Below are 23,112 nucleotides of genomic sequence, written 5' to 3' on the forward strand. Positions count from 1 at the left end.
CGCCCGGTGCGTCCGGCGGGGACAGGGGCAGGGCAGACGGCGGGGAAACCCATGGTAGTTTCGTTCCACCGACGCAGCCGTTGTATGCTGCTTCGGTTGCCCGATGAGAGTCGGGCCTTTCCTCCGGTACCGCCACTTCAGTCAAATGATTCCGGCGCGCCGGAATTCACTGTAAGTGCACCTGAAGTCTTTGGAGTGACCCGTGGCTGCCAACTGCGACGTCTGCGGCAAGGGGCCGGGCTTCGGCAACAACATTTCGCACTCGCACCGCCGTACGTCCCGTCGCTGGAATCCCAACATCCAGCGCGTGCGTGCCGTGGTCGGTCGGACGCCGAAGCGGCTCAACGTCTGCACCTCGTGCATCAAGGCCGGCAAGGTCGCGCGCTGACGTTCCCGTCGTAGCGCAGCCTTCCGGTTGCCCAAAAAGCCGGTCCACCTCGGTGGACCGGCTTTTTGCTGTGCCCCACTCCCCGTCGCGGAGAGGTCGTTACAGCTGCCAGCCGTGCCGGACCGGGCCGATCCCGGTGCCCAGTGGGAAGCCCGCCGCGATCGCCCCGGTGACGTACGCCTTCGCGGCCCGTACGGCCGCCGGTACGTCGTTGCCCCGGGCCAGCCCGCAGGCGATCGCGGAGGCGAGGGTGCAGCCCGTGCCGTGCGTGTGCCGGTTGTCGTGGCGGGGGGCGCGCAGCCAGTGCTCCTCGGTGCCGTCCGTGAGGAGGTCGACCGGTTCGCCGGGCAGGTGACCGCCCTTGATGACGACCCAGCGCGGCCCGTATCCCAGGATCTCCGCCGCGGCCTGCCTCATTCCGGTCTCGTCCGTGACCGTCACGCCGGTGAGCTGCGCCACCTCGTCCAGGTTGGGGGTTGCCACCGTGGCGACCGGCAGCAGTTTCGTCCGTACGGAATCGAGGGCTTCGGCAGCGAGCAGTGGATCACCGTGCTTGGAGACCCCCACCGGGTCGACGACCACCGGGGCGTCCGTTCCCGCGAGAAGTGCGGCGACGGTCTCGACGAGGGCGGCCGACGCGAGCATGCCGGTCTTCACCGCCTGGACGCCGATGTCGTCGACGACGCTGCGGTACTGGGTCCGTACCGCCTCCACGGGCAGCTCCCATGCCCCCTGGACACCCAGCGAGTTCTGCGCGGTCACCGCGGTGATCACGCTCATGCCGTGCACGCCGAGCGCCAGCATCGTCTTGAGGTCGGCCTGGATGCCCGCACCGCCGCCGGAGTCGGATCCGGCGACGGTGAGCACACGGGGTGGGACGAGCGGTACCTGCGGTGCGGCAGAAGATACGGGCATACGCCTCAATCTACCGGGCGTCCTCGATGCCGCCGAAGTGGTCCCAGCCACCCTTGCTGGTCCACGGGGCCCCGTCGACCGTCACCTGGGGCAGCACCGACGGGTTGAGGACCTCGCCGATCACCTTCCAGCGGGCGGGCAGCTTCACGTCCTGGGGGAAGGTCGCGACGATCGCATGGTCCTCTCCCCCGGTGAGCACCCACTGGAGCGGGTCCACGCCGACCGCCTGGCCGATGTCGGACATCTGCGAGGGGATGTCGATCAGCCCGGACCGCAGATCGATCCGGACCTGGCTGGCCTCGGCAATGTGTCCGAGGTCGGCGACGAGTCCGTCACTGACGTCCGTCATGGCGGTGGCGCCGAGTCCGGCGGCCGCGGGGCCCGCGTGGTACGGCGGTTCGGGGCGCCGGTGGGCCTCGACGAAGGCGCGCGGCGAGCGGAAGCCGCGGGACAGGACCGCGTACCCGGCGGCGGACCAGCCGAGCCAGCCGGTGACGGCGACGACATCGCCGGGTCGGGCACCGGCCCGGGTGACGGGTTCGTGGTTGCGCAGATCGCCGAGTGCGGTGATCGCGACGGTGATGGTCTCCCCGCCGACGACGTCACCGCCGACCACGGCCGCCCCCGCGACCTGGCACTCGTCACGGATGCCGTCCATCAACTCGCCCGCCCAGGTGACCGGGAGTTCGGCCGGGACGACCAGGCCGAGCAGCAGCGCGGTGGGGACGGCGCCCATGGCGGCGATGTCGGCGAGGTTCTGTGCGGCGGCCTTGCGTCCGACGTCGTACGCCGTCGACCAGTCGCGGCGGAAGTGCCGTCCCTCCAACAGGATGTCCGTACTGGCCACGACCCTGCGGTCGGGAGCGGCCACGACCGCGGCGTCGTCGCCAGGTCCGAGCCGTACCGCCGGAGTGCTGGTGAGCCGGGACGTGAGCTCCTTGATGAGCCCGAACTCCCCCAACTCGCCCACGGTTCCCTTCACCGAGTCTCACCTCTCATCTGTCGCGCCGGACGGACGTCCGGTCTGGGTCGGCGGCCGGTGGTCCGGGCCGTGGCCCGGCCGCCGCCGGGAGCAGTCTGCCCCCGTTGTCACCGGCATGCCTGTCCCTCGTCCGCACCGCTGCGCTTGCGGTCGCGGGCCTTCAGTGCTGTCGGTACTGTCAAGGCATACGTCAACTCATGGCATCCGTGCGCCACGCTGTGGACGTCATCCGTTCCACAGGTCTCCCCGCCGCCCTCGGCAACGCGATACCGTGGCGTCTCTTTCCCCCACATGATCCTCGTGGCCGCCCTGGAGGTTCCGTGGTACAGGCGTACATCCTTATTCAGACCGAGGTGGGCAAGGCGTCGACCGTCGCCGAGACCATCGCGAAAATCCCGGGAGTGATCCAGGCAGAGGACGTCACCGGCCCCTACGACGTGATCGTGCGCTCGCAGGCCGACACAGTCGATGAGCTCGGCCGCATGGTGGTCGCCAAGGTCCAGCAGGTGGAAGGCATCACCAGAACACTGACCTGCCCGGTCGTCCACCTGTAGCCCCCGTCTACGCTGGGCCGGTGACGTCCTTCCGCCGCCGGCTCCGCCGCCCCGTGTTTCTCGGTCCGTCCGCTGCCGTTCTGGTGCTGGCCACGGCGGGCTGTTCCACAACGGACGTCGCGGCGTCGATCACGGTCCCCACCCCGATGCCGGAAGTCGCAGCCTACTGCGGTGCCCTGCACAAGGAGCTGCCGGAGACCGTTGCCGGACAGAACCGTGACGACTCCGGGCCGAAGTCCGTGCTGACCGCCTCATGGGGGGACGGGGCGATCGTACTGCGCTGCGGTGTCGACCGGCCCGCGAAGATGGACGATCCCATGGCCAAGGGGACCGACGCGGACGGCGTCAACTGGCTGCTGGAGCAGCCGGAGGACGCCGGTCCGCGCTTCACCACGACCTATCGCAAGGCGTATGTCGAGGTGACGCTCTCGACGGCGTACGCCCATGACGCCAGCCCGCTGGCGGCGTTCGCCGCAGCCGTCAGGAAGACGGTCCCCAGTAGCGTGTAGCGCCGGGTCAGCGCAGGCCGGTGGGCCGGGTCAACGCCGCCTGGATCAGCCGGTCGACCAGCTCCTGGTAGCTCACACCGCTCTCCTGCCACATCCGCGGGTACATGGAGATCGGGGTGAAGCCCGGCAGCGTGTTGATCTCGTTGATGACGAACGTGCCGTCCTCGGTGAGGAAGAAGTCGGCGCGCACCAGGCCCTCGCAGGACGCCGCCTCGAACGCGTCGATCGCGAGCCGCTGGACCTCGGCGGTCTGCTCCTCGGTGAGCGGGGCGGGCACGATCCCGGACGCCGAGTCGATGTACTTGGCCTCGAAGTCGTAGAAGTCGTGCGAGGTGACCGGCGGGATCTCGGCGGGCACGCTGGCACGCGGTCCGTCCTCGAACTCCAGCACCCCGCACTCGATCTCGCGGCCACGCAGCAGCGACTCGACGAGGAACTTGGGGTCGTGGCGGCGGGCTTCCTCGATCGCCTCGTCGAGTCCGGAGAGGTCGTCGACCTTGGTGATGCCGATGGACGAGCCGGCCCGCGCGGGCTTGACGAAGAGCGGCCAGCCGTGTTCCCCGGCGAAGTCCACGATGCGCTTGCGGGCGGCGAGGCGGTCGTTGTCCCATTCGCGGGGGCGGACGACGACGTACGGGCCGACGGGCAGCCCGAACGACGTGAACACCCGCTTCATGTATTCCTTGTCCTGGCCGACCGCCGAGGCGAGCACACCGGCACCCACGTACGGCACGCCGGACAGCTCCAGGAGCCCCTGAAGCGTGCCGTCCTCGCCGTACGGCCCGTGCAGGACGGGGAAGACGACGTCGACCTCGCCGAGCGCCTTGGGCACCGAGCCGGGCTCGCTGTAGACCACTTCGCGGCTGCCGGGGTCGACGGAGAGCACCACGCCGCCCTCGGAGGACTCGGCCAGTTGAGCCACGTCCGGCATCTTCCGGTCCGTGATGGCCATGCGTGCGGGCTCGTCGGCGGTGAGCGCCCAGCGGCCGTCCGTCGTGATGCCGATCGGCAGGACGTCGTACTTCGTCCGGTCGATGGCGTTCAGGACGGCACCTGCCGTGACGACCGAAATACCGTGTTCGGAGCTGCGGCCGCCGAACACGACGGCCACGCGCGGCTTGCGGAGCTGCTGCTCCGGGCTCTGGGGGAGGTTCTCGCTGCTCATATCGCGTTGAGCGTACCTGCTGGTACGGGTCGCGTCAGTGTCACCGGGGCCGGTCGGGCGTCAGTGCCGCTCGGCCTTCGCGCTGCGCGACATCAGCTCGCCCAGAGCGACCATCGGCGGCTTGCCCTCGTGGACGATGGAGACGACCGTCTCCGTGATGGGCATGTCGACGCCGTGCCGGCGCGCCAGATCGAGCACCGATTCACAGGACTTGACGCCCTCGGCGGTCTGCTTGGTGACGGCGATGGTCTCTTCCAGCGTCATGCCGCGGCCGAGGTTGGTGCCGAAGGTGTGGTTGCGCGACAGCGGCGAGGAGCACGTCGCCACGAGGTCGCCGAGGCCCGCGAGTCCGGAGAACGTCAGCGGGTCGGCGCCCATGGCGAGACCGAGCCGGGTGGTCTCGGCGAGGCCGCGGGTGATGAGCGAGCCCTTGGCGTTGTCGCCGAGCCCCATCCCGTCGGCGATGCCGACAGCGAGACCGATGACGTTCTTCACCGCGCCGCCGAGCTCGCAGCCGACCACATCGGTGTTGGTGTACGGGCGGAAGTACGGGGTGTGGCAGGCGGCCTGGAGGCGCTGGGCCACCGACTCGTCCTGGCAGGCGACGACGGCCGCTGCGGGGCGGCGTTCGGCGATCTCCTTGGCCAGGTTGGGTCCGGTGACGACGGCGATGCGGTCTGCGGAGACCTTGGTGACGTCCTCGATGACCTCGCTCATCCGCTTCGCGGTGCCGAGTTCGACGCCCTTCATCAACGAGACGAGGACGGTGTCGGGGTCGAGGTGCGGGGCCCAGTCGGCGAGGTTGGCGCGCAGCGTCTGGGAGGGCACGACGAGTACGGCGAAGTCGGCGCCGCGCAGCGCCCGGGCGGCGTCGGTGGTGGCCCGGATGGACTCGGGGAGTTCAATTCCCGGCAGATATTCGGGGTTGGTACGAGTCGTGTTGATGGCCTCGGCGACCTCGGCGCGGCGGCCCCAGAGGGTGACCTGGCAGCCGGCGTCGGCGAGGATCATGCCGAAGGCCGTACCCCATGAGCCGGTTCCGAAGACGGCTGCTTTTACGGGGTGCGTCACTTGGGTCCCTCTCCTTCGGCCTTGCGCCGCTGTTCGGCACGCGCCTTGTGGTGGTCGTAGAGCTCGGCGGGCGCCTTCTCGCCGCGGACGTCCTCCAGCTGTGCGGTCACCGCGGCCATGATGACCTCGGTCGCCTCGCGCAGGACGTCGGGCGTCGGCTCCTTGTCGTAGAACCGGGAGAGGTCGACGGGTGGACCGGCCTGCACCTGGAGGGTCTTGCGCGGGAAGAGTCGGAGCTTCTTCTCCTTGGCGTACGGCGGCATCACCAGGTTCGCGCCCCACTGGGCAACGGGGATGACCGGGGCCTTCGTCATCAACGCGACGCGGGCGGCTCCGGTCTTGCCGGCCATCGGCCACATGTCGGGGTCGCGGGTGAGGGTCCCCTCCGGATAGAAGGCGACGCATTCGCCGCGCTCGATGGCGTCGACGGCGGCCCGGAAGGCGTCCAGCGCATTGGTCGTCTCGCGGTACACGGGGATCTGTCCGGTGCCACGCAGCATCATTCCGACAAAGGGTGTCTTGAAGAGCCCCGCCTTGGCGAGGAGCCGCGGCACCCGGCCGGTGTTGTACTGGAAATGACCGTAGGAGAGCGGGTCCAGATACGAGTTGTGATTGACCGCAGTGATGAATCCGCCTTCGGCCGGAATGTGCTCCATTCCCCGCCAGTCACGCTTGAACAGAACCACCAGCGGCGGTTTTGCGATGACCGCCGCCAGGCGGTACCAGAAGCCGATTCTGCGGCCGGACACTCGGACACCTTCCTCTACGGACCTGACATGTTTGCCTGCCTGTGGCGGTCAAGTGTCACCCCAGGCCCCTGCTCTGTCGAGAACACCGTACGCCCCGCCCCCGGGGCCTCCCCTTCTGGTTGTCGCACCGCGTTGTCGTACCGGCAGGCGAGAATAAGCGGCGATGCGCACCGAGGGGGGAGATCGCCACGAACACCGACCGGACCGGGCTGTGGTCCCTGGTCGTCCCGTTGAAGCCGCTGGCACGGGCCAAGAGCAGACTGACGCAGGCAACGGGCCCCTTGCTGCGCCCCCGGCTCGCTCTGGCCTTCGCCCAGGACACCGTGGCCGCCGCGCTGGCCTGCCGGGCGGTACGGGATGTGGTGGTCGTCACGGACGACCCGGTGGCCGGGGGCGCGCTCTCGGCGCTCGGCGCGCGCATCGTTCCCGACCGGCCGACCGCCGGGCTCAATGCCGCGCTGGCCCACGGGGAGCGGGCGATACGCGACCGAAGGCCCGCCGCGGCACTCGCCGCGCTCAACGCGGATCTGCCCGCGCTGCGTCCCGCGGAATTGGCCCGGGTGCTCGAATTCGCCGCTGAATTTCCGCGCGCATTTGTTACGGATGCGGCAGGAATCGGCACGACTTTTCTGTCGGCTTCGGCGGGGGTGGAATTGCGTCCGGCTTTCGGTGGTCCGTCCCGGGCTCGGCATCTTGCCTCCGGCGCGGTGGAAATAGTCCCGGCCGGTATCGACTCGGTCCGCCAGGACGTGGACACCGGCGCCGATCTGCGGGCCGCGCTGGCCCTCGGGGTGGGTCCGCACACGGCGGGCAGCTTGGCCGCGGAAGTGCCCGCGAGGGACCGATAGGCTGCCGTTCATGCAGGCGACCTCGTACACGTACGACCCCGAGACCCGCACCGGCAGTGTGCTGCTCGACGACGGCACCCCGGTGGAATTCGACGCCCCCGCCTTCGACGCGGGTGGCCTGCGGTTGCTGCGCCCGGGGCAGCGGGTGCGGATCGAGGTGGAGGGCGAGGGAGCGACCCTGCGAATCACCCTGGTGACGCTGCAGACGTTCTGAAGGGCGCGTCCGGCCCACGGGGCCGCTCAACGCTCCCCGGACAGCCCGCGGGCCGGGCTCCCCCAGGGGAGCCCGGCCCGGCGCGTGTGAGTAGCCCTGCGCTGCTCGGTCTCACTTCTTCCGTGCGACGGCCTTCTTGGCCGTGGTCTTGCGCGCCGTGGCCTTCTTCGCGGGCGCCTTCTTCGCCGCGGCCTTCTTGGCGGGCGCGGTCTTGGCGGCGACGGCCTTCTTGGCAGCCGTCGTCTTCTTGGCCGCTGCGGTGGTCTTCGCGGCTGCCGTGGTCTTCTTCGCGGTGACCTTCTTGGCCGCGGCGGTCTTCGCCGCCGTCACGGTCTTCTTGGCGGTGACCTTCTTCACCGCGGCCTTCTTGGCGGCGGCCTTCTTGGCCGCGGCCTTGGTGGTCGCACGGGCGGAAACACCACCCGAGAGGCTGCCCTTGGGCGCCTTCTTCACGGCCACATCGTGCTTGGGGAGCTTCTTCGAGCCGCTGACCAGGTCCTTGAAGCCCTGTCCCGCGCGGAAACGGGGCACCGAGGTCTTCTTGACCCGCACGCGCTCACCCGTCTGCGGGTTGCGGGCGTAGCGGGCCGGGCGGTCGACCTTCTCGAACGAGCCGAAACCGGTGACCGAGACCCGGTCCCCCGCGACAACTGCACGGACGATCGCGTCGAGTACCGCGTCGACCGCGTCCGCGGCCTGCTGACGGCCGCCGACCTTGTCGGCAATCGCTTCTACGAGCTGTGCCTTGTTCACGTCTTCCCCTTCGGAGACATTGCCAGAACGTAAGCGTTCAAGCGTTTTCGCACGTTAGGCAGATATATACCGCAAATCAAACACGAAACGGGCTAATCACCCTAGTGCCGCAACGAAGTCGACCACTGCGCAGTTCCGCAGAGGTCAGTCACCTTCGGGGAATCGGCCCTCATCGAGGTCCTTCATCAACCGGTCCAGACGCCTTGCCGCATCCGGGAGATCATGCTTCGCCGCGGCCGTGATGACCAACAGCTTCCGGGACAGCGCCATCCGTACGCCCTCCGGGACTTGCAGTGCGCGCACTGTTGTGTGCGCTTCCTTCAATCGGTCGGCGACTTGGCCGTAAAGCTTGAGTTGGCTGTCGCGTTCCATGCACCGATTGTGCCATCTGGGGCGAGTTGTCGCCCGATGGGGTCTCAACAAGCGACTGCGCCCCCTACCAGAAGGCAGGGGGCGCAGTACTGGAAACGCGCTGCTCAGGCGTTAATTGTACGCGGCTTGAAGGTCGGCCTTGCCACCTCATAAGTCGCGATGTCCGCTTCGTTCTGAAGGGTGAGGCTGATGTCGTCCAGCCCGTTCAGCAGTCGCCAGCGGGCGTTCGCGTCGAGCTCGAAGTCGGCGGTGATGCCCTCGGCTCGGACCTGGCGTGCCTCCAGGTCGACGGTGACCGCGGCGGCCGGGTCGGCCTCGGTCAGCTCCCACAGTGCGTCGACGACCTTCTGGTCGAGGACCACGGTCAGCAGCCCGTTCTTCAGCGAGTTGCCGCGGAAGATGTCGGCGAACCGGGAGGAGATGACCGCCTTGAAGCCGTAGTTCTGCAGGGCCCAGACGGCGTGTTCACGGGAGGACCCGGTACCGAAGTCGGGACCGGCCACCAGGACCGTTGCGCCGTCCCGCTCGGGCCGGTTGAGGACGAACTCGGGGTCCTTGCGCCATGCCTCGAAGAGCCCGTCCTCGAAGCCGTCGCGGGTGACCTTCTTCAGCCAGTGGGCGGGGATGATCTGGTCGGTGTCGACGTTGCTGCGGCGCAGCGGGACGGCCCGGCCGGTGTGTGCGGTGAAAGCTTCCATGGTTCTCAGACTCCGGCGGACGTAAGGGCGTCGGACAGGTCGGCCGGCGAGGCCAGATGGCCCAGCACGGCGGTGGCGGCGGCGACCTGCGGGGAGACCAGGTGGGTACGGCCGCCCTTGCCCTGCCGGCCCTCGAAGTTACGGTTCGAGGTCGACGCGGAGCGCTCGCCGGGGGCCAGCTGGTCGGGGTTCATGCCGAGACACATCGAGCAGCCCGCGTGCCGCCATTCCGCGCCGGCCGCGGTGAAGACCTTGTTCAGGCCCTCCTCGACGGCCTGCAGGGCGACCCGGACCGAGCCCGGGACGACCAGCATCCGTACGCCGTCGGCGACTTTGCGGCCGTCCAGGATCGCGGCCGCGTTGCGCAGGTCCTCGATCCGGCCGTTGGTGCAGGAGCCTACGAAGACGGTGTCGACGTTGATCTCGCGCAGCGGCTGTCCGGCGGTCAACCCCATGTATTCCAGGGCCTTTTCGGCGGCGTTCCGCTCCGAGGCGTCCTCGTACGAAGCCGGGTCGGGGACGTGTCCCGACAGGGGCGCGCCCTGGCCGGGGTTGGTGCCCCAGGTGACGAACGGCGCCAGTTCGGCGGCGTCGATGACGACCTCGGCGTCGAAGACCGCGTCGTCGTCCGTGCGCAGCGTCTTCCAGTACGCGACGGCGGCGTCCCAGTCCTCGCCCTGAGGGGCGTGGTCGCGGCCCTTCAGATAGTCGAACGTGGTCTCGTCCGGGGCGATCATGCCGGCCCGGGCGCCTGCCTCGATCGACATGTTGCAGATGGTCATCCGGGCTTCCATCGAGAGCTTCTCGATGGCGGAGCCGCGGTATTCGAGGATGTAGCCCTGGCCGCCGCCGGTGCCGATCCGGGCGATGATCGCGAGGATCAGGTCCTTGGCCGTGACACCGTCGGGCAGTTCGCCGCCGATGGTGATCGCCATGGTCTTCGGGCGGGCCAGCGGCAGCGTCTGCGTGGCCAGGACGTGCTCGACCTGGCTGGTGCCGATACCGAACGCCAGCGCGCCGAAAGCGCCGTGCGTGGAGGTGTGGGAGTCGCCGCAGACGACCGTGGTGCCGGGCTGGGTCAGCCCCAGCTGCGGGCCGACCACGTGCACGACGCCCTGCTCGACGTCGCCCAGCGGGTGCAGCCGTACGCCGAACTCCGCGCAGTTCTTGCGCAGGGTCTCCAACTGGGCGCGGGAGACCGGGTCGGCGATCGGCTTGTCGATGTCGAGGGTCGGGGTGTTGTGATCCTCGGTGGCGATGGTGAGGTCGAGGCGCCGCACCCGGCGTCCGGCCTGCCGGAGGCCGTCGAAGGCCTGGGGGCTGGTCACCTCGTGCAGCAGGTGCAGATCGATGAAGAGAAGATCGGGCTCGCCGTCCGCGCGCCGGACGACGTGGTCGTCCCAGACCTTCTCCGCGAGTGTCCTACCCATCGCTTTCCCTCCGGCCGGCGTCTTCGCCGGCCCAACTAGAGATTTCGGTGCGCTGCCGTCCGGACCCCCGTACGGGGCGGTGGCTACGGGCCGTTGTGCGGCCGCCCCTACAGGTTCGCAACTTCCGCCGGAAATTGAACTTGCGTTTCACAGAGTGAGACGCGAGTATCGTCGTATGGACAATTCTAGCGGCGTCGGCGTTCTCGACAAGGCGGCTCTGGTATTGAGCGCCCTGGAGTCCGGCCCGGCCACCCTCGCCGGGCTGGTCGCGGCGACCGGGCTTGCACGACCCACAGCTCATCGACTGGCTGTGGCACTGGAACACCACCGGATGGTGGCGAGGGACATGCAGGGCCGATTCATCCTCGGCCCCCGACTGGCGGAGCTCGCGGCCGCGGCAGGCGAGGACCGCCTGCTGGCGACGGCCGGCCCGGTGCTCACGCATCTGCGGGACATCACCGGCGAGAGCGCGCAGCTCTACCGCCGGCAGGGCGACATGCGGATCTGCGTGGCTGCGGCGGAGCGGCTGTCCGGACTGCGGGACACCGTACCGGTGGGCTCCACCCTGACCATGAAGGCGGGCTCCTCGGCCCAGATCCTGATGGCCTGGGAGGAGCCGGAGCGCCTGCACCGCGGCCTCCAGGGCGCCCGCTTCACGGCGACGGCGCTCTCGGGCGTGCGCCGCCGGGGCTGGGCCCAGTCGATCGGCGAGCGGGAGCCGGGCGTCGCCTCGGTCTCGGCGCCGGTACGCGGGCCGTCGAACCGGGTGGTCGCCGCGGTCTCGGTCTCCGGACCGATCGAGCGGCTGACCCGCCACCCGGGCCGGATGCACGCCCAGGCGGTCATCGACTCGGCGGCCCGGCTGAGCGAGGCCCTGCGCCGCACCGGCTGACGTACGGATCACCTACAGGCACGGCACTCGGACCCGCCGGACCGCCCTGCCGCACAAGCACAGCACAGCACAGCACAGCACAGCAAGAAATCGTTCCCCGGCCGTCCCAGCGTCGTGACGGCCCCCTCTCAGCCCTTCCGCTCCCTGGATGAGCGGTGCGCGAGACGGTCCGCCGCCCGGCGTCCCCGCCCCTCGATCGGCAGCACGCCCGTCGCCGCAGCCAGTCCGTACGGCGGCATGTCGGCGTAGATCGATTCGTACGACCCCGCGGGCGCGATGTATGTCTCGTGCCACAGCCCCACGTGCTGCCGGGACTTCTTCTCCTTGCGGTTCATCATCGCCCAGGCCTTGCGGTGGAACATGTCGGGCGCGGCGGCGTACGCGTAGAGCTTCTCCTTCGACTCCCAGTACTGGACGACGTAGTACGTCCTCGGCGATCCGGACAGCAGGGTGCAGCCGAGCAGCCCGCGGCTCCTGTTCCGGCTCAACTCCCGCAGCATGCGCGGCATTGCCGCAAAGACCGGCAGCCAGTGGTGCACGCCCCAGAAGTGATTGATGCGCATCCCGATGAGCAGGACGACCACGTCCCCCTCGGCCGCCCCGGTATCCCCCCGCCTCATGGAGCAAGTCGCGGTCCGCGACCTGGACATGATGGAGTCCTATCCGGCAGGAGCGGAGCAGGTGGAGATGGCGGTGGCCTCGGTCGTGCTGTACGAACCGCTGTTGCTGTCGCTGCGCCGGCTGGCCCAGGAGGAGGAGTCGAACCGGCGGTACGGACTCTGAGTCCGACGGGCCCGGGCACACGACCAAGGGCCCTCACCGAAGTGAAGGGCCCTTGGTTCCTTGCTCTGTTGTACCCCCGACCGGATTCGAACCGGCGCTACTGCCGTGAGAGGGCAGCGTGCTAGGCCGCTACACAACGGGGGCGTGTTGTACAGATGAAGATCTGCGCTGGGCTACCAGGACTCGAACCTAGAATGACGGTACCAGAAACCGTAGTGTTGCCAATTACACCATAGCCCATGGTGAAACCCGTACCCCCGACCGGATTCGAACCGGCGCTACTGCCGTGAGAGGGCAGCGTGCTAGGCCGCTACACAACGGGGGCCCTAGCGATCCTGCATCGAAATCGTGGGTGCGACCCAGATGATCTCGCGGGAAGGATCTGTACCCCCGACCGGATTCGAACCGGCGCTACTGCCGTGAGAGGGCAGCGTGCTAGGCCGCTACACAACGGGGGCGTGTTGTACAGATGAAGATCTGCGCTGGGCTACCAGGACTCGAACCTAGAATGACGGTACCAGAAACCGTAGTGTTGCCAATTACACCATAGCCCACCAAAACTCAACCCCCAGAGGGGATTTTGTTCGGCTTGCGCTTCCCGACCGGATCTTCCGGCCCGCTCGGGCGGCGCAGGAAGAACATTACCCGAAGGTGTCCGGCGCTCCAAAACGGGTATCGTCCGCCAGCAGTCCGGGGAGCTCATCGAGACCGGTGATGCGCTCCAGTTCGGGCCGTCCGCCGCGCCCGCCCCGGTCCAGCCAGATCCCCTTCAGCCCCGCCGCCACCGCCCCGGCTGCGTCGATGTCCGGGTGGTCTCCGACGTACACGACGTCCTGCGGCTCCAGCCCGAGCGCCTCACAGGCGGCATGGAACGCGCCGGCCTCGGGCTTGGAGACGCCCAGTTCCACGGCGCACACCACGGCCTCGAACCGCTCCCGCACGCCGAGCGTGCGCAGCTTGCGGTCCTGGTTATGGATGCTGGAGTTCGACAGCACCGCGTGCCGGTAGTGGTTGGCCAGCAGATCCAGGGCCGGCACCGCGTCGGGGAAAAGCGACCAGGCGGCCTCGTAGTGGGCCACGTGGCGAGCGAACCAGTCGTCGGCCTCGGCGTCCGTCAGGGCCCGCGACAGGAACTCCCGGACCCTGTCCCGGCGCTGCCCCTGGAAGTCCGTCTCCCCGGCGGCGAACCGCGCCCAGTGCGTATCGGTGATCGCCCGCCACGCGACGAGGGCCTCCTCGGCGGAGCCGTATTCGTCGGGCAGACCCTCCTGTTCGAGATGCTTGCGCATGCCGACGCGGTCGGCACCCGTGTAGTCGAAGATCGTGTCGTCGATGTCCCAGAGCACGGCTCGGATCGGCATGCGGCGAGGCTACCGGTCACAGGGCGGGCAAGGGGGCGTCACAGCCACTCCGGAGCCGGAGCGACGGCCCGAGGGCGCAAGCCCGCATGCGATCGAGCACAGTGCGGTACTTGGCGAGTTGGGACTCGCCATCGACGAAGACGGAGCGTGATCCGTATCCAGCTGGATGGTGTCCAGCTGCGGGATCCGGCTGCCGAATTGGACGATGCCGTGGCCCGCACCGAGAAAGGTCCCGATCCGCCACGGGGCGCCACGGCGCTGGGACCCGGTGTGGCTCGCTCAGGTGGTGAGCAGGACGCCCGCGTAACTCACCGACGCGATAACCACCCAGGAGGCGAGGCCGAGCATGGCCGTCCTGGCTCCGGAACGGGCGAGCGACGGCAGATGTACGGCGCTGCCGAGACCGAACAGTGCCGCGGCCAGCAGAAGTTCCTGCGCGGTGTCGGCGGCATCGAGCACTCCGGCGGGCAGCAGACCCGTGCTGCGCAGGGCCGTCATCGCCAGGAAGCCGATCACGAACAGCGGTATCAGGGCCGGGCGGCGGGTGCCCACCGCCTGCCGGCCGCCGGCCGCTTCGTGAGCCCGCCGCCGGTAGGCCACAGCGACCCCGGCGACCAGCGGTGCGAGCATCGCCACCCGGATCAGCTTGACCATCACGGCCTCGCCGAGCGCGGTCGGTCCGGCCGTCTGGGCGGTGGCCACGACCTGGCCGACGTCGTGGACGCCGGCGCCCACCCAGCGGCCGAACTGAACAGTGTCCAGGCCCAGCGGATGGTGCAGCAGCGGCAGGATCGCGATGGCGAGGGTCCCGCACAGGGTGACCAGCGCGACCGCGGTCGCCACGTCGGCCGCGAGCTGCTCGTCGTCGTCCTCCTTGCCGAGCGCACTGCTGACCGCGCTGACCGCCGAGGCGCCGCAGATCGAGTAGCCGGTGGCGATCAGCAGCGGCTGGTCGCCGGGCAGTCCCAGCTTCCGGCCGAGCCACCAGGTTCCGAAGAAGGTCACGAGGACCACGCCGAGCACCATGGTCACCGTCGCCCAGCCGAGCCCGAGGACATCGCCGATGCTGAGCTTCAGCCCGAGCAGCACGATGCCGGCGCGCATCAGCCGCTTTCCCGCCATCGAGAGCCCTGCACGGCCCCGGCCGCGTACGAACGGATGCACCCCGGGAAGATGCGCCGCCACGACTCCGAGCACGACAGCGGCGGTCAGCATCGGCACGGCGGGCAGCAGGGCGTGCACCCCCTCGGCCAGCCCGAGCCCGACGAGGGCGAGCGCGAGGCCGGGAGCGTTGCGGCGCACCGGGCCCGGTGCGGACGCGCTGCCTCCGCGTGATGGCTTCGCCGACTGTCGCCCAGGGGGTGGTGACTGGGGGTGATCCGTGTCCAGAGTCATGATCACCAGCGTGTGGGGGATCCACGCCGCCCGGTAGACGCGAATCGGAGCCCAGGTCATAGGGTTGCCCTATGAAGGGTTTCCTATGAGCGAGCGCGGCGAGAACTGGGACAGCGGGCAGCGCCCGCTGCCCGACCTGCAGTCACTGCAACTGCTTGTCACCGTGGCGGAGACCGGCAGCCTGGGCAGGGCGGCGGCGCGGCTGCTCATCAGCCAGCCGTCGGCCAGCGCGCGGATGCGCACGCTGGAGCGCCGTCTCGGGCTGCAGCTCCTGGACCGCTCCACCGCGGGATCCCGGCTCACCCCGGCCGGAGCGGTGGTGACCGACTGGGCGCGGGCGGTGCTCGAACAGGCCGCAGCGCTGGTCGAAGGGGCCGCCGCGCTGCGGTCGCGGCAGGACAGCCGACTGCATGTCGCCGCCAGTCTGACCATCGCGGAAGAGCTGATGCCCGGCTGGCTCGTCACCTTGCGGGACAGCGCCCCGGACGCCCACGTCGGGCTGACGGTGACCAACAGCTGGGGCGTGGTCGAGGCACTACGCCGCGGGGGCTGCGATCTGGGTTTTATCGAGGGCCCGCAGGTCCCCGACGATCTGCACCGCTCAGCGGTGGGGCGTGACCGGCTCGCGGTCGTGGTGGCCCCCGGCCACCCCTGGACACACCGTCGCAGCGCCCTGACTGGACGTGAGCTGGCCGACACCCCGCTGCTGCTGCGCGAGGCGGGCTCCGGTACCCGGGAGACGCTGGAGCGGGCGCTGCGTCCGTACGACGGAATCGCCGTCCCGGTCCTTGAGCTCGGTTCCACCGCCCCCCTGCGCAGCGCGGCAGCCCGGGGTCTGGCCCCCGCGGTGCTCTCCGCGCTCGCCGTGCGCGAGGACGTGGCATCAGGCCGCCTGGTAGAGGTCGAGGTCAGCCCCGTTGTCCGGCTGGACCGCGTCCTGCACGCGGTCTGGCCCAAGGGCCGCGAACTACCGGAGCCGGCCCTTCATCTGCTCCGGGTGGCCAAGCACCGGTAGTGCGCGGGCAGAGGCAGGGTCCGGCCGTACAAGGAGAATCCAACCGAATACAGATGGGGTGGCCGCTCTGCCCGAGCGACCACCCCATCGTGTGACCGGCAACCGTTACGCGGCCAGCTTGGCCAGTGCCGCGTCGATGCGGGCGATCGTCTTCTCGCGGCCCAGGATCTCCAGGGACTCGAAGAGCGGCAGGCCGACCGTACGGCCGGTGACGGCGACGCGGAGCGGGGCCTGGGCCTTGCCGAGCTTCAGGCCGTGCTCCTCGCCCGCGGCGAGGATCGCGTTCTTGAGCGCCTCGGCGTTCCACTCGGCGCCGATCAGCTTGGCGCGGGCGGTGACGAGCAGGGCGTCGGAGCCCTCCTTCATCGCCTTGTTCCAGGACGCCTCGTCCTCGACCGGCTCGTCGAGGAAGAGGAAGTCGACGTTGGCCGTGATGTCCGAGAGGACGGTGACGCGGGTCTGGGCGTGCGGGGCGATGGCCTCGAACCGCGCGGCGTCGAAGGCCTCCGGGGCCCACGGGGCGAACGGCGCCTTCAGCCAGGGGCCGCACGCCTCGGTGAAGGTCTTCACATCGAGCATGCGGATGTGCTCGGCGTTGATGTGCTCGCACTTCTTCAGGTCGAAGCGCGCCGGGTTGGCGTTGACATCCTTGATGTCGAACGCGGCCACCATCTCCTCGATGGAAAAGATGTCGCGGTCCTCGGCGATCGACCAGCCGAGCAACGAGAGGTAGTTGAGCAGCCCCTCGGGGACGAAGCCGCGCTCACGGTAGAGGTTGAGCGAGGCCTGCGGATCGCGCTTGGAGAGCTTCTTGTTGCCCTCGCCCATGACGTACGGGAGGTGGCCGAACGCGGGGGTGTCCTTGGCGATGCCGAGCTCGATCAGCGCCTTGTAGAGCGCGAGCTGGCGCGGGGTGGAGGAGAGCAGGTCCTCACCGCGCAGGACGTGGGTGATCTCCATCAGCGCGTCGTCGACCGGGTTGACGAGCGTGTAGAGCGGGGCGCCGTTGGCCCGGACGATGCCGTAGTCCGGCACATTCTCCGGCTGGACGGTGATCTCACCGCGGACCAGGTCCGTGAAGGTGATCGCCTCGTCGGGCATCCGGAAGCGGACGATGGACATCCGGCCCTCGGCCTCGTACGCGGCGATCTGCTCGGCGGTCAGGTCACGGCAGTGGCCGTCGTAGCCGGACGGCTTGCCGGCGGCGCGGGCGGCTTCGCGGCGCTCGTCGAGCTCCTCGGTGGTGCAGTAGCAGTGGTACGCGTACCCGCCGGTCAGGAGCTTCTCGGCGACATCCTTGTAGATGTCCATGCGCTGCGACTGCCGGTACGGGGCGTGCGGGCCGCCGACCTCGGGACCCTCGTCCCAGTCGAAGCCGAGCCAGCGCATCGAGTCGAGCAGCTGGTTGTACGACTCCTCGGAGTCGCGCGCCGCGTCGGTGTCCTCGATGCGGAAGACCAGGGTGCCGCCGTGGTGCCGGGCGAACGCCCAGTTGAACAGGGCGGTGCGGACCAGGCCCACGTGGGGGTTGCCGGTCGGGGAGGGACAGAAACGTACGCGGGGGGCCTGCTCGAGCGGAGCCGAGAGCTTGGGGGAGTTCGTGTTAGCCACGCTTGATCACCTTGTTGGTGAGAGTGCCGATGCCTTCGATGGTGACGGCGACCTCGTCGCCGACGTGCAGGGGCCCGACCCCTGCCGGGGTGCCGGTGAGGATCACGTCGCCCGGGAGCAGCGTCATGGCCTCCGTGATGTGGACGACCAGGTCCTCGATGGAGCGGATCATTTCGCTCGTACGGCCCAGCTGGCGTTGCTCGCCGTTGACCGTGGCCTGGATGGCGAGGTCGCTGGGGTCGAGGTCGGTCTCCACCCAGGGGCCGAGCGGGCAGGAAGTGTCGAAGCCCTTGGCCCGGGCCCACTGCTTCTCACGCTTCTGGGCATCGCGGGCGGTGACGTCGTTGGCGCAGGTGTAGCCGAAGATGACGTCCTTGACTCGCTCACGCGGCACTTCGCGGCACATACGGCCGATGACGACGGCCAGCTCGGCCTCGTAGTGCACTTCGTTGGAGAAGGAGGGGTACTCGATGGCGTCCCCGGAGCCGATCACCGAGGTGGTGGGCTTGAAGAAGGCGACCGGCACGTCCGGGACCTCGTTGCCGAGTTCGGCGGCGTGCTCCGCGTAGTTGCGGCCGATGGCCACGACTTTGTTGGGGAGCACGGGCGGCAGAAGCCGGACCTTGCTCAGCGGGACCTTGGTGCCGGAGAGCTCGAAGTCGGCGTACGGAATGCCCTTGATGATGTCGAGGACGAGGTCACCGGAGCCGACGGTGCCGTCGCCCTCGACCGCGCCGAAGGCGACATTGCCGTCGATGGAGAACCTGGCGATGCGCACGGGATGCTGTCGCCCCTCACTTGCTGGCTGGCTGAAGACTGACGCTCCAGGCTAACGCGGGTGAGGGGGACAACCGCGCCCATTACCCGGCGGTCGAGGCGGCTGCTGCCGCCGGGGCCACCATGAGGACGGTGCGACGCGGGTTGGCCGTCTGTGTCGGCAGGTCGACGGCGTGCTCCGGCTGCTCCGGCGTCTGCAGCGCTTCGGCGTCCTTGAGGTGCGCCAGCGTGGTGCGCCGGGGGTTGGCAATGTTGCGGAACATCATCGTCGTCTTCATCTGCCGTTCGGACCCTGTCGGTACGGGCGCCGCCCGGAGGGGCGCCGGTTGTCGGATTTGCCATCCCTGTAAAGCGCCAGGCTAAACATCCAATTCCCTCCGGATCCCCGGAAGAGACGGCGATCATGATGTGAGTTTGCTCACGATCGCGTTGACAATTACCTCATTTCAGGCGGTCGACTCAGGTCAGGGAAACGGACATTGCACCACTGAATGAATCATTCCGCTCCCGATCGCCTCGACTGGGACACTCCTCGCTCCCACCTGTTTCGCTCCCTATCGCCCGCTTTGACCATGAACACTCTCCACGGTTGGTGACTCGGCCATCACAACGTGTCACCCAGGTCACAGCCCGATACGCGGGCCTTGTTGGAGATCCGGCACTGTGCTGGAATTCCACGCACCGCCGCGGGTTTCAGGCCGGCGCGCAGGGGGCGCAACGCAGCGCCGAGTGGCGGCGGGAAGGGGAAGAGCGCCGGTCACTCACGACCACCATGGGGCGGGTACAACGCCCCACGACGCCGACACCGTCCCGCCCGTCTACGCGGAGGGACGCCTGGTCCAGAGGTTGCGACGCTAGTGCAGGGACGTTTCAAGAGGGATGGCAGCGCTGCGGCGGAACAGGAGCCGCGCGGCGGGACCGACCGCGGTTCCTCGCCCCAGCACGCCCAGAACCCGGGACCGGCCGCGGCCGGCGACAACGGCGACCGCGCTCCGCGCTCAGGTGCCACGGCGAACAGCGGAGCCGACCCGGTCACCCCGCTCAAGCCCCGGGAGCCCGTCAGCACGGGTTCGCGCGTGGCTCTGCGCAACTGGCGCATCAGTACGCGCCTGGTCTCCCTGCTCGCTCTTCCGGTAGTCGCCGCGACCACCCTGGGTGGTCTGCGCATCAACGACTCCATGAACGACATCCAGCAGCTGGACCACATGCAGCTGCTCACCAAGATGACCAAGCAGGCGACCACGCTCGCCCAGGCGCTCCAGGAGGAGCGCGACCGGTCGGCGGGTCCGCTGTCCAACGGCGTCAAGGCCGACGACTTCAAGGTCACCGAGCCGCGCAAGAGGACCGACCGGGCGAAGACCGCCTTCCTGCAGGCGACGTACGGGATCGACGACGCCCGGGGCGACGACGCCCTGGAGTCGATCCACGCGAGCGTCAGCCAGATCGCCAACCAGCTCGGCCAGATCCAGGACATCCGCAAGACGGCGTACGAGCACGGCAGCCCGAGTCTCCGGACCGTCGACCAGTACAGCCAGCTGATCACCTCGCTGCTGAGCCTCTCGCAGGACATGGCGCAGGCGACCAGCAACCCGGAGATGATCAAGCGGACCCGCGCCCTGGCGGCCTTCTCCTCCGCCAAGGAGTACGCGTCGGTCGAGCGGGCGATCATCGCCGCGGCCCTGCCGGGCGGGGGCGGCACCCTGAAGGAATCGCACCTCGACGAGAACGACAAGCAGTTCGGCCGTGCCGCCCTCCGCAAGGAGAGGCTGGCCATGGAGGCGTTCAGTGCGACCTACGCGGCCAGCGGTCAGAACGCCGACCAGCTGACGACGTCGCTGAAGAACGGCAACCCGGAGATCAAGGCCGCCGACGCCTACGCCTCGAAGGTGCTCGACACCGCCGACGGCATGAAGGGGGCGCCGCGGCGTTCCTACCTGGACTGGTACGAACAGAGCTCCACCAAGATCCAGGAGATGAAGAGAATCGAGGACACCCTCCTCAGCGGCATGGAGGGCAAGGCCCGCGAGCTCCGCGACGCCTCGAAGCGCGAAGCCATCATCAGCGGTGCGCTCATCCTGCTGGTGCTCGGTGTCTCCCTGGTCGGTGCCTTCGTCGTCGCCCGGTCCATGATCCGCTCGCTGCGGCGGCTGCAGGACACCGCGACCCGGGTCGCCCAGGACCGGCTGCCCGAACTCGTCAAGCAGCTCTCCGAGTCGGACCCGCAGGACGTCGACACCTCGGTCGAGTCGGTCGGTGTGCACTCCCGGGACGAGATCGGCCAGGTGGCCTCGGCCTTCGACGACGTGCACCGCGAGGCCGTCCGCCTCGCCGCCGAGCAGGCCCTCCTGCGGGGCAACGTCAACGCGATGTTCACCAACCTCTCGCGGCGTTCGCAGGGTCTCATCCAGCGTCAGCTCTCGCTCATCTCCGAGCTGGAGTCGCGCGAGGCCGACCCGGACCAGTTGTCCTCGCTCTTCAAGCTCGACCACCTCGCGACCCGTATGCGCCGTAACGGCGAGAACCTCCTCGTCCTCGCGGGCGAGGAGCCGGGCCGTCGGTGGACCCGCCCCGTCCCGCTGGTCGACGTGCTCCGTGCCGCCGCCTCCGAAGTGGAGCAGTACGAGCGCATCGAACTGGCCGCGGTGCCCGCCACCGAGGTGGCCGGCCGCGTGGTCAACGACCTCGTGCACCTGCTCGCCGAGCTGCTGGAGAACGCCACGTCGTTCTCCTCGCCGCAGACGAAGGTCCGGGTCACCGGTCACGCACTGCCCGACGGCCGGGTGCTCGTGGAGATCCACGACACCGGCATCGGCCTCTCCCCCGAGGACCTCGCGGCGATCAACGAGCGGCTCGCGTCGCCGCCCACCGTGGACGTCTCCGTCTCCCGCCGCATGGGTCTGTTCGTGGTCGGCCGGCTGTCCCTGCGTCACGGCATCCGGATCCAGCTGCGGCCGTCCGACTCCGGTGGCACGACCGCACTGGTCATGCTCCCCGTCGATGTCGCGCACGGCGGCAAGCAGCCGGCCTCGAAGCAGACGCCGGGTCAGCAGCAGTCCGCCCCTGGCGGTCTGCTCGCCGGCGGCAACGGCGCGGGCAACGGCAACCGTCCGGGTCCCGGCGGTGCTCCGGCCGCCCCGGCGCGCGGTCTCGGCGCGGCTCCCGGTGAACAGCGCGGGCAGGTCGGTGCGGGCTCCGGTCCGCGGGCCGCGCTGCCGGGGCGCGACAACGGTCCCCGCCAGCAGCCAAACCAGCCGCCTCAGCAGGGCCAGCCGAACCAGCAGGGTCAGCAGAACGCCGGTTTCCAGAACTCCGGGCTGTCGAACACCGGCCCGCAGGACGCTTCGTGGCAGGATCTGCCGCGTCAGGGCGGCGGGCTCTCCGGCGCCTTCGGCGGGGGTGCCCGGCTCGGCGCCCGCGGCAACCAGGGCGATTCCGGTCGTACGGAGTCGGGTCAGGCCAACCTGTTCGGTCAGAACCGGCCGGGTCAGCAGAACGGTCCGGGTGCGCAGACCCCGCAGCAGCCCCGGTACAACGCTCCCGACGGCCAGGGCGGCTTCCAGCGGCCCGGCGGTCCGGGCAACCCCGGCCGTCAGCTGCCGCCCGTCGGCGGTCCGCGTGCCGAGTTGCCCGGTGGCAACCCGCAGCCGCAGCGCCCGCAGACCACCAGCTGGGGCACTGAGGACCCGTCGGTCCCGCGGCGTTCTCCGCTCGACGCCCCGCGCGGTCACGAGGAGCCCGAGTCCACCGGCCAGTTCCAGCAGCCGATGAATCCGTCCATGGACCGGCGCCCGCCGATGGACGACCGGCAGGGGCCCGGCTCCACCGCCGAGTTCGCCCGCCCGGACTTCTCGGCCCCGGCCCCGCAGAACCAGGACTTCGCGAGCACCGCGCAGTTCGCCCACCCGGACTTCTCGGCCCCGGCCCCGCAGAACCAGGACTTCGCGAGCACCGCGCAGTTCGCCCACCCGGACTTCGGTGTCCCGCTGTCCTCCCAGGACCAGGGGATGCCCGGGCCGCGTCAGCGCGGCCGGGACGCCGAGGACTTCGGCGCGCCGCGTCCGGCCGCCGCTCCCGCCCCCGAGGCGCAGTACCGCCCGGTGCTGCCGCCCCAGCCCCAGCCCGAGGCACTGCCTCCGGCAGGTCTCGGGGACGGTCGTACGCCGCTGTACGACACGCTGGAGACGAACTGGTTCCACGGCCCGCAGCAGGGCGGCCAGCAGCCGTCCGCCGAGCCGCAGGCGCCGGGCGCCCCTCAGCAGTCCGCCCCTGAGCGTTCCGCTCCCCCCATGCCGCGCCGCGGCGCGGGCGACACCGGCACCACCAGCTCCTGGCGTGCCTCGCCGAACGACGAACTCGTACGGCAGGCAGAGCGGGCCAAGAAGCCCGCAGCAGGCGGAATCACCACTTCCGGACTGCCTCGCCGGGTGCCGCGTGCCAATCTGGTGCCGGGCACTGCCCAGCAGCAGAACCACCAGTCCGGTCCTCAGGTTTCGCGTGCGCCCGATGATGTGCGCGGGCGCCTGACCAATCTCCGCCGGGGTATCCAGCAGGGTCGGCAGGCCAACAACGGCCCGTCGACCGGCAGTTTCCCACTCGGCCCCACTCACCAGCAGGAGCGTTAGTTGAGCCC

Annotated in this window: 23 protein-coding genes, 5 tRNA genes and 1 pseudogene; 9 read left to right on the plus strand and 20 right to left on the minus strand. The window is 69.7% G+C overall.

Annotation, left to right across the window (positions count from 1 at the left end; genetic code table 11):
* The first annotated feature begins 202 nt into the window (after positions 1-202).
* On the plus strand, positions 203-388 hold the full coding sequence (gene rpmB / locus OH809_RS13070; RefSeq protein ID WP_030928661.1) for a 50S ribosomal protein L28: 186 nt from the start codon (positions 203-205) through the stop codon (positions 386-388).
* Between the two features lie 99 nt (positions 389-487).
* Here rpmB and thiD read toward each other — a convergent pair whose 3' ends face one another.
* The gene (thiD, locus tag OH809_RS13075) at positions 488-1,303 is read right to left on the minus strand and encodes a bifunctional hydroxymethylpyrimidine kinase/phosphomethylpyrimidine kinase (protein ID WP_406515112.1); all 816 of its coding nucleotides are present in this window, start codon (positions 1,301-1,303) and stop codon (positions 488-490) included.
* A 10-nt stretch (positions 1,304-1,313) separates the two neighbouring features.
* Positions 1,314-2,285 carry a thiamine-phosphate kinase gene (locus tag OH809_RS13080; protein WP_406515113.1) on the minus strand — a complete coding sequence of 324 codons (972 nt, stop codon included), beginning with the start codon at positions 2,283-2,285 and terminating at the stop codon, positions 1,314-1,316.
* Between the two features lie 320 nt (positions 2,286-2,605).
* Here OH809_RS13080 and OH809_RS13085 point away from each other — a divergent pair, with 320 nt between their 5' ends.
* Complete coding sequence (locus tag OH809_RS13085; protein ID WP_406422228.1) at positions 2,606-2,839, plus strand: Lrp/AsnC family transcriptional regulator; 234 nt, start codon at positions 2,606-2,608, stop codon at positions 2,837-2,839.
* A gap of 20 nt (positions 2,840-2,859) precedes the next feature.
* Entirely contained in the window at positions 2,860-3,348 is a 489-nt protein-coding gene (locus OH809_RS13090) for a DUF3515 domain-containing protein (protein WP_406515114.1), read from the plus strand.
* 7 nt (positions 3,349-3,355) lie between these two features.
* Here OH809_RS13090 and OH809_RS13095 read toward each other — a convergent pair whose 3' ends face one another.
* Genes OH809_RS13095 through OH809_RS13105 form a run of 3 tightly spaced genes read right to left on the minus strand, consistent with a single transcriptional unit; the run spans position 3,356 to position 6,333 of the window.
* Positions 3,356-4,513 (minus strand): D-alanine--D-alanine ligase family protein, encoded by a 1,158-nt coding sequence (locus tag OH809_RS13095; RefSeq protein WP_406515115.1) that lies wholly within the window; start codon positions 4,511-4,513, stop codon positions 3,356-3,358.
* Positions 4,514-4,573: 60 nt separating this feature from the next.
* On the minus strand, positions 4,574-5,584 hold the full coding sequence (locus OH809_RS13100; protein WP_406422225.1) for an NAD(P)H-dependent glycerol-3-phosphate dehydrogenase: 1,011 nt from the start codon (positions 5,582-5,584) through the stop codon (positions 4,574-4,576).
* Entirely contained in the window at positions 5,581-6,333 is a 753-nt protein-coding gene (locus OH809_RS13105) for a lysophospholipid acyltransferase family protein (RefSeq protein WP_406422224.1), read from the minus strand. The genes OH809_RS13100 and OH809_RS13105 overlap by 4 nt, the downstream gene beginning before the upstream one ends.
* A gap of 230 nt (positions 6,334-6,563) precedes the next feature.
* Between OH809_RS13105 and cofC the strand changes: the two genes are divergently transcribed.
* Both cofC and OH809_RS13115 read left to right on the plus strand, forming a co-directional pair.
* Positions 6,564-7,181, plus strand: coding sequence for a 2-phospho-L-lactate guanylyltransferase (cofC, locus tag OH809_RS13110; RefSeq protein WP_406515116.1), 618 nt, complete (start codon positions 6,564-6,566; stop codon positions 7,179-7,181).
* 10 nt (positions 7,182-7,191) lie between these two features.
* Positions 7,192-7,395 carry a hypothetical protein gene (locus OH809_RS13115; protein ID WP_037689929.1) on the plus strand — a complete coding sequence of 68 codons (204 nt, stop codon included), beginning with the start codon at positions 7,192-7,194 and terminating at the stop codon, positions 7,393-7,395.
* 111 nt (positions 7,396-7,506) lie between these two features.
* Here OH809_RS13115 and OH809_RS13120 read toward each other — a convergent pair whose 3' ends face one another.
* From OH809_RS13120 to leuC, 4 genes are all read right to left on the minus strand, one after another.
* A complete protein-coding gene (locus OH809_RS13120; RefSeq protein WP_406422222.1) occupies positions 7,507-8,148 on the minus strand; it encodes an HU family DNA-binding protein in 642 nt (213 codons plus the stop codon).
* Positions 8,149-8,292: 144 nt separating this feature from the next.
* Positions 8,293-8,520, minus strand: a complete 228-nt coding sequence (locus tag OH809_RS13125) for a hypothetical protein (RefSeq protein ID WP_406422221.1) — start codon at positions 8,518-8,520, stop codon at positions 8,293-8,295.
* A 104-nt stretch (positions 8,521-8,624) separates the two neighbouring features.
* A complete protein-coding gene (leuD, locus tag OH809_RS13130) occupies positions 8,625-9,218 on the minus strand; it encodes a 3-isopropylmalate dehydratase small subunit (protein WP_406422220.1) in 594 nt (197 codons plus the stop codon).
* Positions 9,219-9,223: 5 nt separating this feature from the next.
* On the minus strand, positions 9,224-10,648 hold the full coding sequence (gene leuC, locus OH809_RS13135; RefSeq protein ID WP_406515117.1) for a 3-isopropylmalate dehydratase large subunit: 1,425 nt from the start codon (positions 10,646-10,648) through the stop codon (positions 9,224-9,226).
* A gap of 175 nt (positions 10,649-10,823) precedes the next feature.
* Here leuC and ndgR point away from each other — a divergent pair, with 175 nt between their 5' ends.
* A complete protein-coding gene (ndgR, locus tag OH809_RS13140) occupies positions 10,824-11,540 on the plus strand; it encodes an IclR family transcriptional regulator NdgR (protein ID WP_014048551.1) in 717 nt (238 codons plus the stop codon).
* Between the two features lie 128 nt (positions 11,541-11,668).
* Here the strand turns inward: ndgR and OH809_RS13145 are convergent, their stop codons facing one another.
* Positions 11,669-12,160: a DUF4188 domain-containing protein gene (locus OH809_RS13145; RefSeq protein WP_406515118.1), complete on the minus strand. Its 492-nt coding sequence runs from the start codon at positions 12,158-12,160 to the stop codon at positions 11,669-11,671.
* On the opposite strand from OH809_RS13145, the pseudogene OH809_RS13150 reads away from it, so the two are divergent.
* Positions 12,153-12,323: pseudogene (locus OH809_RS13150) on the plus strand (transcriptional regulator); the annotation flags it as partial. The gene OH809_RS13145 and the pseudogene OH809_RS13150 sit on opposite strands and share 8 nt — an antisense overlap.
* A gap of 71 nt (positions 12,324-12,394) precedes the next feature.
* On the opposite strand, the gene OH809_RS13155 reads toward OH809_RS13150, so the two are convergent.
* From OH809_RS13155 to OH809_RS13185, 7 genes are all read right to left on the minus strand, one after another.
* Positions 12,395-12,467, minus strand: a tRNA-Glu gene (locus tag OH809_RS13155).
* A 24-nt stretch (positions 12,468-12,491) separates the two neighbouring features.
* A tRNA-Gln gene (locus OH809_RS13160) sits at positions 12,492-12,563 on the minus strand.
* Positions 12,564-12,575: 12 nt separating this feature from the next.
* A tRNA-Glu gene (locus tag OH809_RS13165) sits at positions 12,576-12,648 on the minus strand.
* A gap of 60 nt (positions 12,649-12,708) precedes the next feature.
* Positions 12,709-12,781: transfer RNA gene (locus OH809_RS13170), tRNA-Glu, on the minus strand.
* 24 nt (positions 12,782-12,805) lie between these two features.
* A tRNA-Gln gene (locus OH809_RS13175) sits at positions 12,806-12,877 on the minus strand.
* An 87-nt stretch (positions 12,878-12,964) separates the two neighbouring features.
* Positions 12,965-13,684, minus strand: coding sequence for an HAD family hydrolase (locus OH809_RS13180; RefSeq protein ID WP_406515119.1), 720 nt, complete (start codon positions 13,682-13,684; stop codon positions 12,965-12,967).
* Positions 13,685-13,963: 279 nt separating this feature from the next.
* Positions 13,964-15,079: a YeiH family protein gene (locus tag OH809_RS13185; RefSeq protein ID WP_406515120.1), complete on the minus strand. Its 1,116-nt coding sequence runs from the start codon at positions 15,077-15,079 to the stop codon at positions 13,964-13,966.
* 85 nt (positions 15,080-15,164) lie between these two features.
* On the opposite strand from OH809_RS13185, the gene OH809_RS13190 reads away from it, so the two are divergent.
* On the plus strand, positions 15,165-16,094 hold the full coding sequence (locus tag OH809_RS13190) for a LysR substrate-binding domain-containing protein (protein WP_406515121.1): 930 nt from the start codon (positions 15,165-15,167) through the stop codon (positions 16,092-16,094).
* A gap of 105 nt (positions 16,095-16,199) precedes the next feature.
* Here the strand turns inward: OH809_RS13190 and gltX are convergent, their stop codons facing one another.
* The 3 genes from gltX to OH809_RS13205 all read right to left on the minus strand — a co-directional run bounded on the left by gltX (position 16,200) and on the right by OH809_RS13205 (position 18,760).
* Positions 16,200-17,705: a glutamate--tRNA ligase gene (gene gltX / locus OH809_RS13195; protein WP_406422215.1), complete on the minus strand. Its 1,506-nt coding sequence runs from the start codon at positions 17,703-17,705 to the stop codon at positions 16,200-16,202.
* Positions 17,698-18,483 (minus strand): fumarylacetoacetate hydrolase family protein, encoded by a 786-nt coding sequence (locus tag OH809_RS13200; protein WP_406422214.1) that lies wholly within the window; start codon positions 18,481-18,483, stop codon positions 17,698-17,700. The genes gltX and OH809_RS13200 overlap by 8 nt, the downstream gene beginning before the upstream one ends.
* An 82-nt stretch (positions 18,484-18,565) precedes the next feature.
* Positions 18,566-18,760: a hypothetical protein gene (locus tag OH809_RS13205; RefSeq protein WP_327244164.1), complete on the minus strand. Its 195-nt coding sequence runs from the start codon at positions 18,758-18,760 to the stop codon at positions 18,566-18,568.
* A gap of 579 nt (positions 18,761-19,339) precedes the next feature.
* Between OH809_RS13205 and OH809_RS13210 the strand changes: the two genes are divergently transcribed.
* Positions 19,340-23,104: a nitrate- and nitrite sensing domain-containing protein gene (locus OH809_RS13210; protein WP_406515122.1), complete on the plus strand. Its 3,765-nt coding sequence runs from the start codon at positions 19,340-19,342 to the stop codon at positions 23,102-23,104.
* Positions 23,105-23,112 lie beyond the last annotated feature (8 nt).

The sequence above is a fragment of the Streptomyces sp. NBC_00873 genome, assembly GCF_045207415.1.
Classification (GTDB): domain Bacteria; phylum Actinomycetota; class Actinomycetes; order Streptomycetales; family Streptomycetaceae; genus Streptomyces.